The 13,709-nt window shown below is 59.0% G+C and carries 13 protein-coding genes and 1 riboswitch; of the genes, 12 read left to right on the top strand and 1 reads right to left on the bottom strand.

The window, feature by feature from the left end; all coding sequences use genetic code 11:
* Positions 1-64: 64 nt before the first annotated feature.
* The 10 genes from miaB to ACR3E7_RS09620 all read left to right on the top strand — a co-directional run bounded on the left by miaB (position 65) and on the right by ACR3E7_RS09620 (position 10,607).
* Positions 65-1,384, top strand: coding sequence for a tRNA (N6-isopentenyl adenosine(37)-C2)-methylthiotransferase MiaB (gene miaB, locus ACR3E7_RS09665; protein ID WP_170769906.1), 1,320 nt, complete (start codon positions 65-67; stop codon positions 1,382-1,384).
* Positions 1,385-1,623: 239 nt separating this feature from the next.
* Positions 1,624-2,334, top strand: coding sequence for an outer membrane protein (locus ACR3E7_RS09660; protein WP_170770592.1), 711 nt, complete (start codon positions 1,624-1,626; stop codon positions 2,332-2,334).
* Positions 2,335-2,490: 156 nt separating this feature from the next.
* Complete coding sequence (locus tag ACR3E7_RS09655) at positions 2,491-3,513, top strand: PhoH family protein (protein ID WP_170790346.1); 1,023 nt, start codon at positions 2,491-2,493, stop codon at positions 3,511-3,513.
* A gap of 38 nt (positions 3,514-3,551) precedes the next feature.
* On the top strand, positions 3,552-4,046 hold the full coding sequence (gene ybeY / locus ACR3E7_RS09650) for an rRNA maturation RNase YbeY (protein ID WP_170782924.1): 495 nt from the start codon (positions 3,552-3,554) through the stop codon (positions 4,044-4,046).
* 36 nt (positions 4,047-4,082) lie between these two features.
* On the top strand, positions 4,083-4,970 hold the full coding sequence (locus ACR3E7_RS09645) for a hemolysin family protein (RefSeq protein WP_480502838.1): 888 nt from the start codon (positions 4,083-4,085) through the stop codon (positions 4,968-4,970).
* Entirely contained in the window at positions 4,967-6,463 is a 1,497-nt protein-coding gene (lnt, locus tag ACR3E7_RS09640; RefSeq protein ID WP_480502836.1) for an apolipoprotein N-acyltransferase, read from the top strand. Before ACR3E7_RS09645 ends, lnt begins: the two co-directional genes overlap by 4 nt.
* 42 nt (positions 6,464-6,505) lie before the next feature.
* Positions 6,506-6,554, top strand: a riboswitch (SAM-SAH riboswitch).
* A gap of 5 nt (positions 6,555-6,559) precedes the next feature.
* Entirely contained in the window at positions 6,560-7,741 is a 1,182-nt protein-coding gene (gene metK / locus ACR3E7_RS09635) for a methionine adenosyltransferase (protein ID WP_170782922.1), read from the top strand.
* 125 nt (positions 7,742-7,866) lie between these two features.
* On the top strand, positions 7,867-8,577 hold the full coding sequence (gene trmB, locus ACR3E7_RS09630) for a tRNA (guanine(46)-N(7))-methyltransferase TrmB (RefSeq protein ID WP_480502835.1): 711 nt from the start codon (positions 7,867-7,869) through the stop codon (positions 8,575-8,577).
* A gap of 69 nt (positions 8,578-8,646) precedes the next feature.
* On the top strand, positions 8,647-9,993 hold the full coding sequence (gene aroA, locus ACR3E7_RS09625) for a 3-phosphoshikimate 1-carboxyvinyltransferase (RefSeq protein WP_480502834.1): 1,347 nt from the start codon (positions 8,647-8,649) through the stop codon (positions 9,991-9,993).
* Entirely contained in the window at positions 9,990-10,607 is a 618-nt protein-coding gene (locus tag ACR3E7_RS09620; RefSeq protein ID WP_170769914.1) for a (d)CMP kinase, read from the top strand. The genes aroA and ACR3E7_RS09620 overlap by 4 nt, the downstream gene beginning before the upstream one ends.
* A gap of 31 nt (positions 10,608-10,638) precedes the next feature.
* Here the strand turns inward: ACR3E7_RS09620 and ACR3E7_RS09615 are convergent, their stop codons facing one another.
* Positions 10,639-11,118 carry a YHS domain-containing (seleno)protein gene (locus tag ACR3E7_RS09615; protein WP_170769915.1) on the bottom strand — a complete coding sequence of 160 codons (480 nt, stop codon included), beginning with the start codon at positions 11,116-11,118 and terminating at the stop codon, positions 10,639-10,641.
* Positions 11,119-11,336: 218 nt separating this feature from the next.
* Between ACR3E7_RS09615 and ACR3E7_RS09610 the strand changes: the two genes are divergently transcribed.
* Both ACR3E7_RS09610 and ACR3E7_RS09605 read left to right on the top strand, forming a co-directional pair.
* Positions 11,337-11,870 carry a hypothetical protein gene (locus tag ACR3E7_RS09610; RefSeq protein WP_170790351.1) on the top strand — a complete coding sequence of 178 codons (534 nt, stop codon included), beginning with the start codon at positions 11,337-11,339 and terminating at the stop codon, positions 11,868-11,870.
* Between the two features lie 121 nt (positions 11,871-11,991).
* Entirely contained in the window at positions 11,992-13,671 is a 1,680-nt protein-coding gene (locus ACR3E7_RS09605) for a tryptophan halogenase family protein (RefSeq protein ID WP_480502833.1), read from the top strand.
* Positions 13,672-13,709: the final 38 nt, after the last annotated feature.

Raw genomic sequence — 13,709 nt, 5'->3', positions numbered from 1 at the left:
GCATTGCAAGCGGCGTTCGTAAGGTATAGACGACGCCGATCCCGCGAACGCAAAGGCCTTACCCATGTCGGAACCCAAAAAGCTGTACATCAAGACCTATGGTTGCCAGATGAACGTCTATGACAGCGAGCGTATGGCCGAAACGCTGGGCGGTCAGGGATATGTGGAAACCCAAAGCCCCGATGACGCGGATATGATTCTGCTGAATACCTGCCATATCCGCGAAAAGGCGGCTGAGAAGGTCTATTCCGAGTTGGGTCGCTTCAAAGGGCTGAAAGCGGAAAAGCCCGATTTGAAGATCGGTGTGGCCGGTTGTGTTGCACAGGCCGAGGGTGAAGAGATCATGCGTCGTCAGCCTCTGGTCGATCTGGTGGTGGGGCCGCAAAGCTACCACCGTCTGCCCGAGATGGAGGCCAAGACCCGCGAGGGCGCCAAGGCGCTGGACACCGACTTCCCCGAGGAAGACAAGTTCGAAAAGCTCAAGAACCGGCCCAAAGCCAAGCGTGGCCCGACGGCGTTTTTGACCGTTCAGGAAGGCTGCGACAAGTTCTGTGCCTTCTGCGTTGTGCCCTATACCCGCGGGGCCGAGGTTAGCCGCCCGGCGGATCGCATCATCCGTGAGGCGCAGGATCTGGTCGAACGCGGCGTGCGTGAGATCACTTTGCTGGGTCAGAACGTCAACGCCTATCACGGGGCCGGACCCAACGGTGACATGACGCTGGCCGGGCTGATCTGGGAGTTGAACAAGGTTGACGGGCTGGAGCGTATCCGGTTCACCACGTCGCACCCCAACGACATGGCCGATGACCTGATCGAGGCGCACGGAACATGCGACAAGCTGATGCCCTATTTGCATCTGCCGGTTCAGTCGGGCTCGGATCGAATTCTGAAGCGAATGAACCGCAGCCATACGGCAGACAGCTATTTGCGTCTGATCGAACGTATTCGCGAGGCACGGCCGGATATCATGATGTCAGGCGACTTCATCGTGGGCTTCCCCGAGGAAACCGATGCGGATTTTCAGGCGACATTGGATTTGGTTGAGCAAGTCAGATACGGATACGCGTATTCGTTCAAATATTCGACCCGTCCGGGAACGCCGGCGGCCGAGCGGTCTCAGGTTGATCCTGAGGTGGCGGATGACCGCCTACAGCGCCTGCAGGCCGTGATCACCCGGCATCAACGCGAAATTCAGGATGCGATGGTGGGCCGAAATGTGCGTGTTTTGTTTGAAAAGCCGGGTCGTCTACCGGGGCAGATGGTCGGAAAATCCGAGTATCTTCATTCGGTTCACGTGGCCGACGCGGATTTGGCCATCGGAGAGTTGCGAGACGTACGCATCACCTCGTCGGGCGCGAATTCGCTGGCGGGTGAGCTTGTCTGACACGCGCGCTATCTGTGATGAAAACGCCAAGGGTCAATTTGAACTGAAAATTAACGCTTGATTTATCGCTTCGTTCTATGCTCCGAGAAAAGCCAGATTTTTTAGGGACCTACGACATTTGTAGCCTCTGAATTTTCGGGTTGTGTACTGACGCGGGCAAAGTGTCTGGGCCTTGGAGGGTGCGAGTGGTAGTCGAAAGAAATAAAACAAAGCTTTGTTTGCAGTTTGTTTTGGCAGTGATGGTTTCGCTTTTGGGGCTCTCAGGGGCAGCGATTGCGGGCAATACCGATGCCGCCTTGTCAGACCCTCCGGTATTGGATCCGCAGCGGGTTGATCGCGACGTTAGCGCTTTCTATCTGGGATTGACGGCGGGATACGCAAGTGGCGGAACGGATCAGTTCGGTTTGGCCACACCAGGCGGCACGTTTCCCATTGGCGAATTGGACTTGAACGGGTCATTCGGTGGCGTTCGGGCTGGATGGCGCGGTGTTCTTCCGGCCAAAGGCGGGCGCGACTATGTTTACGGCCTTGAAATCGGGTATGAGTTCGGCTCGATTGACGATGAAACAACCGCGCTGATCAGTGGAACGACAGTCACCGGCGGGTCCGAAGTGTCGGACGTGTTGTCCATCCGCTTCCGCAATGGCCTGACAAACAAAAGCGGCTCCATCCTTTATTTTGTGTCCGCTGGCTATGTGCGCGGCGACATCGAAACGACAAACAGCATTACCACCGGCGCAACGACACAGTCATTTCAGGAGAGTGACAGCCGGGATGGATTCTCGCTGAGTATTGGGGCTGAGCATTACCTGAACGACGATTGGTCAATTACCGGCGAATATGAATATGTTCAGTTTCAGGGTGAGGATATCGAATTTGGCAACGGATTCTCGACCCGTTCCACGCCGGAGTATCGCAGTCTTCGGTTTGGCCTGACTTATACGTTCTGATTTGCAGAGGGTGCTCTGTCGAATACCGGGATGATTGGCTGAAATCACAAACAATCGGCGGAATTGTCATCTGATCCGGAAAATTTGAATCTGTGGCTTGCACCTACCGGCAATTGTTGTCACGCTCAGGGTGAAACGCCAAGACAGGAGAACGGATTGGCCATCGGTGCCCTGACCCCACCGCAAGATGAAATGCCCCAGCGTGAGGCATTTGTTGAATTTCCAGACAACCGGTTGTTGATTGACCTTTGCGGCGAATATGACCGCAATCTGACCGACATCGAAAACAAGCTATCGGTGCAGATCGTGCGCCGTGGCAATCAGCTTGTCGTCATGGGTGACGAGGAAGCCCAGAAACAGGCGATTGAGGTGCTCCAGGCGCTTTACACGCGTCTGGAAGGCGGGCGCGAGGTTGAAGCCGCAGATGTGGATCGTGAGTTGCGCATGGGCGGGTCCGAGACCGGAACCGGCAGCCGCGACGGCGATCAGCTTGAGATGTTCAAGGGCGGCACGGTCGAGATCAAGACTCGCAAGAAACTGGTCGAGCCCCGCACGGATGCGCAGAAAGCCTATGTGCAGTCGCTGTTCAACAATGAACTAGCCTTTGGAATAGGGCCGGCAGGCACGGGTAAAACCTATCTTGCCGTTGCTGTTGGTGTGTCGATGTTCATCGGCGGGCATGTGGATCGCATCATCCTCAGCCGTCCGGCGGTCGAGGCGGGCGAGAAGCTTGGATACCTGCCCGGCGATATGAAGGACAAGGTCGATCCCTACATGCAGCCGCTCTATGATGCGCTGAACGACTTTTTGCCCGGCAAGCAATTGGCCAAGCTGATCGAGGAAAAGCGGATCGAAATCGCGCCGCTGGCCTTCATGCGGGGGCGTACCCTTGCGAATGCCTTCGTGGTGCTGGATGAGGCGCAGAACGCCACGACCATGCAGATGAAGATGTTCCTGACCCGTCTGGGTGAAGGTAGCCGGATGGTGATCACCGGTGACCGCTCGCAGGTCGATCTGCCGCGCGGGGTGCAATCGGGGCTGGCAGATGCGGAACGTTTGTTGAAAACGATCCCGAATATCAGCTTCAACTACTTCACTTCCAAAGATGTGGTCCGCCACCCGCTTGTCGCCGCCATTATCGAGGCGTATGAGGCCGACGCGGGGCGTGAAACCGGATAAGGCCCGCGCTGCGGATACCGGGTATTGGGCGAATTGACATGGCTATTGAACTGACGGTCGAAGACCCCCGTTGGAGAGGTCTGGAAGCATTGGTAGACCGTGCCGCTCAGGCGGTGTTCCATCGTTTTGATCTGGATGCAGATCTGTGTGAAGTCAGTGTTCTGGCCTGCGATGATGCCCACATTGCCGCGCTGAACGCCGAGTTTCGGGAAAAACCCAGCCCGACCAACGTGCTGAGTTGGCCCGCCGAGGATCTGTCGCCCGAGGCCGCAGGCGATATCCCTGACCATCCGCAGCCCGATTTTACCGGTGAAATCGCTCTTGGGGATATCGCCATTTCCTTCGATACCTGCACCCGCGAGGCTGCCGAGGCAGGCAAACCCATGGACGATCACGTGACGCATCTGATCATTCACGGATTGTTACATCTGCTGGGCTATGATCACATTCGTGACCCCGACGCCACTTTGATGGAGGGGCTTGAGGTCGAGATACTTGGCAAAATGGGTATTGATAACCCATATATAGTTTAATACGGGCCAGTCAGGCCGATCATTTGGACTAGGATAATGGGCGAAACAGACGGCAGTTCTATGGCGGCGCAAAGCGCGCAACCGCAGAGCAGCGGCGAAAACAGCAAAGAGAAGACAGGGTTTTTCTCTCGAATAGTAGATGCGTTCTCAACCCCGACCGAGGGGGAGGCCACTGCGATGAATGGTCATGACACTGAGGCGACACAGCCACGCGGCATGATCAACCTGCGCCGGATGCGGGTTGAAGATGTGGCCATTCCCACGGCAGAAATCGTGTCAGTTCCTTCGACCATCTCCAAAGACGAGCTTGCGCAGGTGTTTCGCGAAAGCGGTCTGTCGCGGATACCTGTTTATGAAGGGACACTGGATACGCCTTTGGGCTTCGTGCACCTTAAGGATTTCGCGCTGACCCATGGGTTCAACGGAACATCATCCGAATTCGATCTGGTCTCGATGTTACGGACTTTGCTGTTTGTTCCGCCCTCGATGCCAATTGGGGTTCTGCTGACCAAGATGCAGACAGAACGTAGACATATGGCCTTGGTGATCGACGAATATGGTGGTGTTGACGGGTTGCTGACCATCGAAGACCTGATTGAGCAGGTTGTGGGTGAGATTGCAGATGAGCATGATGCTGACGAAAGTCAGTTATGGGTGCAGGAAAAGCCTGGCTGCTATGTCGTTCAAGCCCGTGTCCCAGTCGAGGAGTTCGAGGCCGAGATTGGAAGGTCTCTGACCAGCCATGAGGATGTGGACGAGGAAGAGATCGACACGCTGGGCGGGTTGGTCTTTATGCTGTCCGGCCGCGTGCCTGCGCGCGGCGAGGTTGTTTTGCATCCCGAAGGTCCCGAATTCGAAGTGATTGACGCTGACCCGCGTCGTATCAAGCGCCTGCGCGTAATGTTGCCGGATCTTGTTGCATGACCCCTGTGGGGGGCTGGCCATTCTGGCTAATCTTCCTGTCTGCCGCAGTGCTTGGTGGCGTGGCCGCCTTTGGCCTTGCTCCGTTCGGGTATTGGTGGGCGACGGTTATCGCGCTGACGCTGCTGGGCCCGGTTTACCTGTCCAGCAAAAGCCGGGGGCAGGCGGCCTGGATCGGTTGGGCCTTCGCGACGGGCTATTTCGCCCATGCCCTAAGCTGGATCGTTGAGCCATTTCTGGTCGACGCGCCGCGCTACGGATGGATGGCGCCTTTTGCGCTGGTGTTTATGGCCGGAGGGCTTGCCCTGTTCTGGGCTCTGGCATTTTGGGTGGCACGAAAACCCGGCGCATCGGGGGTGGGGCAAACTGTTTTGCTCGCACTGATCATCGCGCTGGCAGAAGCGGGGCGTGGCTATGTGCTGACCGGGTTTCCGTGGGCCGGGTTGGCGCAGGTCTGGGTGGACACACGCGTGGCGCAGGTTCTTGCTCTGACCGGGCCCTATGGGTTGGGGGCGTTGACCTTGCTGGCTACTCTGCCGCTGGGCGCGGCGCTGTCGCGGCGCAAGGGGATTTTCCTGCCTTTGTGTCTGTCGGTTGGTTTTGTAGGTCTGGGTTTGGGATACGCCGCGATGCGCCCGGACGTTACCAATACCGAACACATCGTCCGTCTGATCCAGCCGAACGCGCCGCAGCACCAGAAATGGGACCCAGACTATGCTCCGCTTTTCTTTGCCCGCCAGATTGAATTTTCGGCGCAGCAGCCACGCCCGGACCTGATCGTGTGGCCGGAAACCTCGGTTCCCGCTTGGCTGGGTAGCGCGCAGCCTCATCTGGACGCGATTGCCGAAGCCGCGCAGGGAACGCCGGTTTTTCTGGGCATTCAACGGGGGGATGGGCCCCGGATCTACAACTCGATGATCTACCTGAATGAAGATGGGCAGCAGCAGGGCCTGTATGACAAGCACCATCTGGCCCCGTTTGGCGAATACGTTCCGTTTGGGGACGTGATGGCCCGGTTCGGCATTCACGGCATGGCCACGACCACGGGCAACGGCTTCAGCGCCGGTCCGGGCGCTGAGCTAATCGAGGCGGGAAAGCTGGGGCTGGCCCTGCCGTTGATCTGCTATGAGGCGGTGTTCACGCAAGATGTCTTGTCGGCACCGGGGCGCCCGGATTTTCTGATGCAGATCACCAATGATGCTTGGTTTGGCACTCGGTCCGGGCCGTATCAGCACCTCGCCCAAGCCCAAATGCGCGCGGTTGAACAGGGCCTGCCAATGATGCGCGCCGCCAATACTGGTGTCTCGGCGATGATCGACCCTTTGGGGCGGATCACCAAGGCACTGCCACTTGGAGAGGCGGGGTTTATCGACGCGCTTTTGCCTGCCCCGCTGGCTCGGACACTGTATGCGCGGATCGGCGACTATCCGGTCTTTTTTGTGCTATTCGGCCTGACCGCGCTGCTTTGGCGCAACGCCCGGCGGGTAGACGCATAAATACCGATTGACCCCGGCTTTGTGCGGGCGTATCCCCTCGCATGCCCGTCACAACGGCTTCCTGGCGTGATGGGGAAATCTTAATGGAGCACATTCATGTCCCGACAGAACTATACTTTCACTTCGGAATCCGTGTCCGAAGGGCACCCGGATAAGGTCTGCGACCGTATTTCCGATGCCGTACTTGATGCCTTTTTGAACGAAGAACCCGAAGCACGCGTAGCGTGCGAGACGTTTGCCACCACCAACCGGGTTGTCATCGGTGGCGAAGTTGGCCTGTCGGATCAGGACAAGTTGCACGACTACATGGCGCATATCGACGACATCGCGCGCGCCTGTATCAAGGATATCGGCTACGAGCAGGACAAGTTCCACCACGAAACCGTCGAAGTGACGAACCTGCTGCACGAACAATCCGCCCATATCGCGCAGGGTGTCGATGCCGCCGATGACAAGGACGAAGGGGCAGGCGATCAGGGGATCATGTTCGGCTACGCCACGACCGAAACGCCTGCGTTGATGCCGGCTCCGATCCAGTATTCCCACGCGATCCTGCGTCGGCTGGCTGAAGTGCGCAAAAACGGCTCCGAGCCTGCGCTGGGCCCCGATGCCAAGTCGCAGCTTTCGGTTGTCTACCGTGACGGAAAACCTGTCGGTGTCAGCTCGATCGTGCTGTCGACCCAGCATCTGGACGCGGCGCTGAGCTCGGATGACATCCGCGCCATAGTCGAGCCTTATATCCGCGAGACTCTTCCCGAAGGTTGGCTGTCGGCCGAGACCGAATGGCACGTAAACCCGACCGGCAAATTTGTGATCGGCGGCCCCGATGGCGATGCTGGCCTGACTGGTCGCAAGATCATCGTGGACACCTATGGGGGTGCAGCACCTCACGGTGGAGGCGCGTTCTCGGGTAAAGACCCGACCAAAGTGGATCGTTCGGCCGCCTATGCCGCACGCTATCTGGCAAAGAATGTAGTGGCTGCCGGTATGGCTGAGCGTTGCACGATCCAGCTCAGCTATGCGATTGGCGTGTCCAAGCCTCTATCGATCTACGCGGATACGCATGGCACGGGCCAGATCGCAGATGCAGCGATCGAAAAAGCCGTGGGCCAGGTAATGGACCTGACCCCGCGCGGCATCCGCGAGCATCTGCAACTGAACAAGCCGATCTACCAGCGCACTGCAGCCTACGGCCACTTCGGCCGCGAACCCGATGCCGATGGCGGCTTCAGCTGGGAAAGCACTGATCTGGCGGACGCGCTGAAAGCGGCGGTCTGATCTTAGACCAAAGGTGCGCCCATTCGGGCGCGCTCTATTCTGGTGCTTTTTGGGGGCGGCAGGTCTGTTGAGTGGACCGGTCGCCCTCTTGCGTCCGTGGTTTCGGCACAGTATGGGCTCGGCCCATGAGCACCGAGATCCCCCAACGCCCCCGCCGGAACTTTTATGGCCGCTTCAAAGGCAAAACCCTGAAGCAAAGCCAGAAGACCTATCTAAGCGAAGACCTTGATGCGCTGTCCCCGGGTGCGGTCGATTGGGAGAGCAACCCTGAACGCAAGCCGCTGGACTTGCAGGAGCTGTTTGACGGTCGCGACGTCTGGCTTGAGGTCGGCTTTGGTGGTGGTGAGCACCTGGTGCATCAGGCTGCGCGCAATCCTGACATCGGCATCATAGGGGCCGAACCTTACATTAACGGCGTCGCCATGTTGTTGGGTAAAATCCGGCAGGCGGGGGTTGAGAACCTCGCCGTCCATCCCGGCGATGCGCGTGATCTGTTCGATGTGCTGCCCGAGGCCAGCATTTCCCGCGCGTTCCTGCTCTATCCCGATCCGTGGCCCAAGACGCGGCACCATCGCCGCCGCTTTGTGACCCCGGAGCACCTGGAGCCGCTGGCGCGGACGCTGAAACCGGGTTCGATCTTTCGCGTGGCGACGGACATTCCCGACTATGTCCGCCAAACGCTCGAGGAAGCGCCGCGCGCGGGGTTCGAATGGCTGGCGGAGCGCCCCTCTGATTGGCGCGAACCGTGGGACGACTGGATTTCCACCCGCTATGAACAGAAAGCTCTGCGCGAAGGGCGCACGCCGCACTACCTGACCTTCCGCCGCAAGGGCTGATTGCCGCTGGACCATCTGGCCCCAATTCGCTAATCGGCTAAGGCACTGATAGCGAAAACAGGAGCCCCCATGTCCGGACACGGCACGCCCATCCCGATGACCTCGCATCCCTGCGGTCCGCTGACCGGAACGGCAGAGGTGCCCGGCGACAAGTCGATCTCGCACCGGTCGCTGATTTTGGGCGCGATGGCGGTGGGTGAGACGAAGATTTCCGGCCTGCTGGAAGGTGAGGATGTTCTGGATACCGCCAAGGCCATGCGCGCCTTTGGGGCTGAGGTTACGGATCATGGTGGCGGTGAATGGACCGTGCATGGCGTGGGCGTTGGCGGCTTTGCCGAGCCGGATCAGGTGATTGATTGCGGCAATTCGGGCACGGGTGTGCGGCTGATCATGGGCGCGATGGCGACCTGCCCGATCTCAGCCACGTTTACCGGCGATGCCAGCCTGAACAAACGCCCCATGGCGCGGGTGACGGACCCGCTGGCGCTATTTGGGGCGCAATCGGTTGGCCGCTCGGGCGGGCGTTTACCGATGACCATCGTGGGCGCGGCAGAACCCGTGCCGGTGCGCTATGAGGTTCCCGTTCCGTCGGCGCAGGTGAAATCCGCTGTGCTGTTGGCCGGTCTGAACGCACCGGGCAAAACCGTGGTGATCGAAAAAGAGGCCACCCGCGACCATTCCGAACGGATGCTGGCCGGGTTCGGCGCAGAGATCACCGTTGAGGATACCGATGAGGGCCGGGTTATCACTCTGACCGGTCGCCCCGAGTTGAATCCGCAGGTTATTGCCGTGCCGCGTGACCCGTCCAGCGCGGCCTTTCCGGTTTGCGCGGCGCTGATCACGCCGGGTTCGGATGTGCTGGTGCCGGGCATTGGCCTGAACCCGACCCGCGCGGGGCTGTTTACCACGCTGCGCGAGATGGGTGCGGACCTGACTTATGAGAATGAGCGCGAAGAGGGTGGCGAGCCGGTCGCTGACCTGCGCGCGAAATACTCGCCCAACATGAAGGGCATCAACGTGCCGCCGGAACGCGCAGCCTCGATGATTGACGAATACCCGGTGCTGTCTGTGGTTGCGGCCAATGCCACGGGCACCACGATGATGGGCGGGGTGAAAGAGCTGCGCGTCAAGGAAAGCGACCGGATCGACGCCATGGCCCGCGGGTTGCGTGCCAATGGCGTGACCGTGGATGAGGGCGAGGATTGGTGGTCGATTGACGGTCTGGGCATCGGCAATGTCCCCGGCAGCGGCACCTGCGAGAGCTTTCTGGATCACCGCATCGCCATGTCGTTCATGGTGATGGGAATGGGAGCGAAATCGCCGGTCTCGGTTGATGATGGCGGCCCGATTGCGACTTCGTTCCCGATTTTTGAACCGCTGATGGCTGCGCTGGGCGCCAAGGTCGCACGCACATGAGCTTTACGGTCGCCATAGACGGCCCTGCAGCTGCTGGGAAGGGCACGATCTCGAAAGGGGTTGCGGCACATTTCGGCTTTGCGCATCTGGACACCGGGCTTTTGTACCGCGCGGTGGGGCGGCGGACGCTGGAAGGGATGGAGCCCATCGCGGCGGCCGAGGCCCTGACCGCCGAGGAGTTGCAGCAGGGCGATCTGCGCACGGCCGAGATCGCTCAGGCCGCGTCGAAAGTGGCGGTGATCCCCGAGGTTCGCGCGGCTTTGGTCGATTTCCAGCGCGCCTTTGCCCGACGGGATAGCGGCGCAGTGCTGGACGGGCGTGACATCGGAACCGTGATCTGCCCCGAGGCCGAGGCCAAGCTGTTCGTCACCGCCAGCGCCGAGGTGCGTGCTGAACGGCGGTATCTGGAACTGAGCGCCAAGGGCGACGATGTGACCCGTGAACAGGTCCTTGCTGATGTGCGCGAGCGCGATGCCCGCGATGCCGAGCGGAGTACAGCCCCGATGAAACCGGCTGAGGATGCCGTTTTGCTGGATACTTCGGACCTCAGCGTCGAAGAGGCCCTGGCACAGGCCATTACGCTGATCGCAGAACGCAAGCCCGCGACGCCGTAGCGCCGCGGGTGATCGCTGCGAGGTGTCGGGATTACAACTCGCCGACTGCGATGCTTTTGATTTTCGACCACTGACCATCGGCTGTTTTTGCCGTGCCGGGGACGTCTTTCAGGAAGGCGGCGCGGGTTTCTGCATTCAGGAACAGGTACAGCTTGCCATCTGCAATAAGGTACTGATCCGGGTCGCCATCAAATTTCTTCCCGACCGACACACCGAACGAGCAGAAACCGCCATGTTGGGGCAGATACGCCGCCGGGTTGGCCTCGAACGCGGCGAGGTTATCCGCCGAGGTGAAATAGTACGATGCGCCATCATAAGTCGCCGAGTGGTTGGCAAAGCCTTCCACCGGATTGCCATTTGTCACCAGCGCCACCAGGTCGACACCATGCGCGGCCAGTGGAGCGCCCGCTGCTGAAATGCCGTTCGAGACGTTGATTTCGTCTGCTGCAAAGGCCGGTGCAGCAACCAAGGGCAGGGCGGCGATCAGGGTGGTCAGGATCAGAGATTTCATTGCGTTTCCTTACGTGCTTTGGGCTCAGAGCGGTCGGGGTATCCGTCGCTGAAACAAATCTAACAACGCTCAACCGAACGAACTATGACAGAAAGGACTTACAGTTTTGCAGATCGTTCAAAATTGCGGCGCTTCTCAGTGATGCCTTCACTAAGCTTTGTTTGGTCACGTGACCTGCTGCCTTTTATGCTGACACTGAAACCAGCGGGAGCCTCGCCATGATCCGACTAGCCTTTTTCATGATATTTCTGGCCACAGGTCTGGCTGCTCAAGAGGCGCAAGAGACCCCGGTACTGGAACCTCCCATGACCTATGAACGGCTGGGTAAAATTCTGTTTGCATTGGATCCCGAGGCACTGCCGCAAGGTCCGGGTTTTCAACTAACATTGGGCGACGTCCCGGTTTTTGTTGTTACTGATATCAACGCCGACCGGATGCGGGCCATGGTGGCGATTGTCAGTGCGGACGATCTGTCGCCAGCGGATCTGCAGCGCGTGATGCAAGCGAATTTCGACAGTACTTTGGATGCACGCTATGCCATAGCCAATGGTACATTGTGGGCGGCCTATATCCATCCGTTGTCGGCGCTTGAGAAGGATCAGCTGATCTCGGGTCTGGCGCAGACAGTGAATATAGCCAAGACATATGGCACGCTCTATTCCGGTGGTGCGGCCGAGTTTGGGGGCGGTGACAGTCAGGGTTTGCAGCGCGCCCTCATCGAAGAGCTTTTGAAGAAGGGCGAGGAAATCTGAACGCCGATGTCGCGGTGCAGACTTCTGCTATCTGGCAACATTTCCAAAGCACCGGTCATAGGCTCTGGCTAGGTTAGGGAAAGCTGTTATAGTCCCCCAAAACAAGGGGGAGCAGAGCCTAATGAGCAAGCGTTTGAGCAAGATTTCCATCGTGGGTGGTGGCACAGCGGGGTGGATGACCGCGTTGATCCTCGAGATGGTGTTTTCCCGCACATCCGCCCCCAAGGACCGCCCCCGCATCTGCCTGATCGAAAGCCCAAATATCTCGACCGTGGGTGTGGGCGAAGCAACCGTGCCGCGTATGCCGGTCACACTGCGTCAGGCAGGCATATCCGAGCGCGATTTCTTCCGCGAAACCAACGCGTCGTTCAAATTGGGTGTGAAGTTCTGCAACTGGAACAAGGACGCCAAGGGCAATCGTATCGACTATATGAACCCATTCGCGCATGGCCAGTTGCTGGAAGGGTTGGAGGCCTCGGAATATTTCCTGCGCTTCGGCAACGGGGATCGGGATTTCACTCAATCCATTGCCCCGCATGATGATCTTGCGCGGCTGTGCAAAGGTGCGCGTCCTTTGGGCGCGCCGGAGTTCGAACAACGGTTCGGCTATGCCTACCATCTGGACGCGGTGAAATTCGCCGGGATGCTGACGAAGGTTTGCACCAAACGTGGCGTCGAGCATATTCAGGATGAGGTTCAGGCGGTTGAACTGGACGAACAGGGCAATGTCAGCCACCTGATGCTTGAACGCAAAGGCCGTCATGACATCGAGATGGTCGTGGATTGCACCGGATTCCGGGGGTTGATCATCAATCAGGCTCTGGGTGAGCCGTTCATGGACTATTCGGACTATCTGCCCAATGACCGGGCCATGGCGTTGCAGGTCGAACATCCCAATCCGGAGAAGATCGAAAGCGCCACGCGCTCGACCGCGTTGGGGGCGGGTTGGACGTGGCGAGTGCCATTGTTCAATCGCGTAGGCACGGGCTATGTGTATTCTTCGGCGCATCGGACGGATGATCAGGCAGCCGATGAATATCTTGAGTGGCTGGGTGACAGCGGCAAGGGTCTTACGCCACGTGTGATCCCGATGCGGGTTGGGCGAGTGCGCAATGCCTGGGTCAAGAACTGTGTGGCCATCGGCCTATCGGGCGGCTTTATTGAGCCGCTGGAAAGCACCGCGATCCATATGATCGACCACGCCATCCGTTGGTTCGCGGAACATCTGCCGACGCGTGACATCGAGCCGTCGTTGCGCGCGCGCTATAACCGGCAGATGGACAAGCTCTACAATGAGGTGCTGGAATTCATCTGTCTGCATTACCGGTTGGGCAACCGTACGGATGACCAATACTGGATCGACGCGCGGACCGAGATGAAAATCCCCGATCGTCTGGCTGAGAATCTTGAGCTTTGGCAGCACCGCCTGCCGATGGAGCATGATGTGGAGTTCGCCACCCTGTTCGACCATCGCGTTTTCCAGACGGTACTGTTGGGCAAGCAGGTCTACGACACGGGCTATGGTACAGGTATCCGTGACCGTATCCGACCGCTGAAGAAACCGATTTGGTTCCAGTGGTGGAAGGGTGCGAAGGTAGACCTTGCGCAGATACTCAAATCCATGCCGGACCATAAAACGCTGCTGCGCGATATTCGTGGCGAGCTTGAGAAACCGGCCTTCGGCAAGCCAGCCAAACCGACAGTGGCGATGCCTGGCACGAAACCGGCCCCAGTGGCGGTGCAGAATATGCCGAACTTTGCCGAGATTCAAAGTGGTGCAAAGGATCTGCAACTGTTTTGAGAAGTCTGGGCGCTTTGCGGCGCCGCGTCTTTAGCATG

This window comes from Ruegeria sp. BK1 (assembly GCF_056535645.1).
The sequence above is the reverse complement of the archived record's forward strand: the minus strand, read 5'-3'. Positions and strand labels throughout refer to the sequence as shown.